The sequence below is a fragment of the Lactobacillus sp. C449L genome, from assembly GCF_059900815.1.
The window spans coordinates 1-436 of the sequence record NZ_JBWXGA010000302.1; the positions used below are offsets into that span (position 1 = coordinate 1).

General features: G+C 42.7%; 1 protein-coding gene. It reads left to right on the forward strand.

Annotated elements, in window-relative coordinates; genetic code table 11:
- Positions 1-436, forward strand: a 436-nt coding sequence (locus tag AC2JF9_RS09505; protein WP_500727285.1) for a sodium:solute symporter family transporter, incomplete at both ends; no start/stop codon positions are given.

A 436-nucleotide genomic window follows, 5' to 3' on the forward strand; every position in this document is an offset into this window, starting at 1 on the left:
GTAATAAATACACTAATGGACTTGATATGATTTCATTTAATATGTCACTTGTCCTCGGTGCAGCAGGACTTCCGCATTTGCTTGTCCGTTTCTTTACTGTAAAAGATGCGGCGACGGCAAGAAAATCTGTTGTATATTCAACATGGTTTATTGGCGCATTTTTTATTATGACGATTTTCCTAGGGTTCGGTGCTGCTTCATTCGTCGGTTTTGACCGCATTGTTGAAGCAAACCCAGCTGGAAACATGGCCGCGCCGCTTCTAGCATTAACGGTAGGCGGTGAATTTTTGTTCGCCTTCGTCTCAGCAGTTGCATTTGCTACTATTCTAGCGGTAGTATCCGGCCTTGTTTTAACGTCAGCATCCGCTTTTGCTCATGATATTTATGGAGAAATTATTAAAGACGGGAAAATGACCGAAAAGCAGCAAGTTCTCGT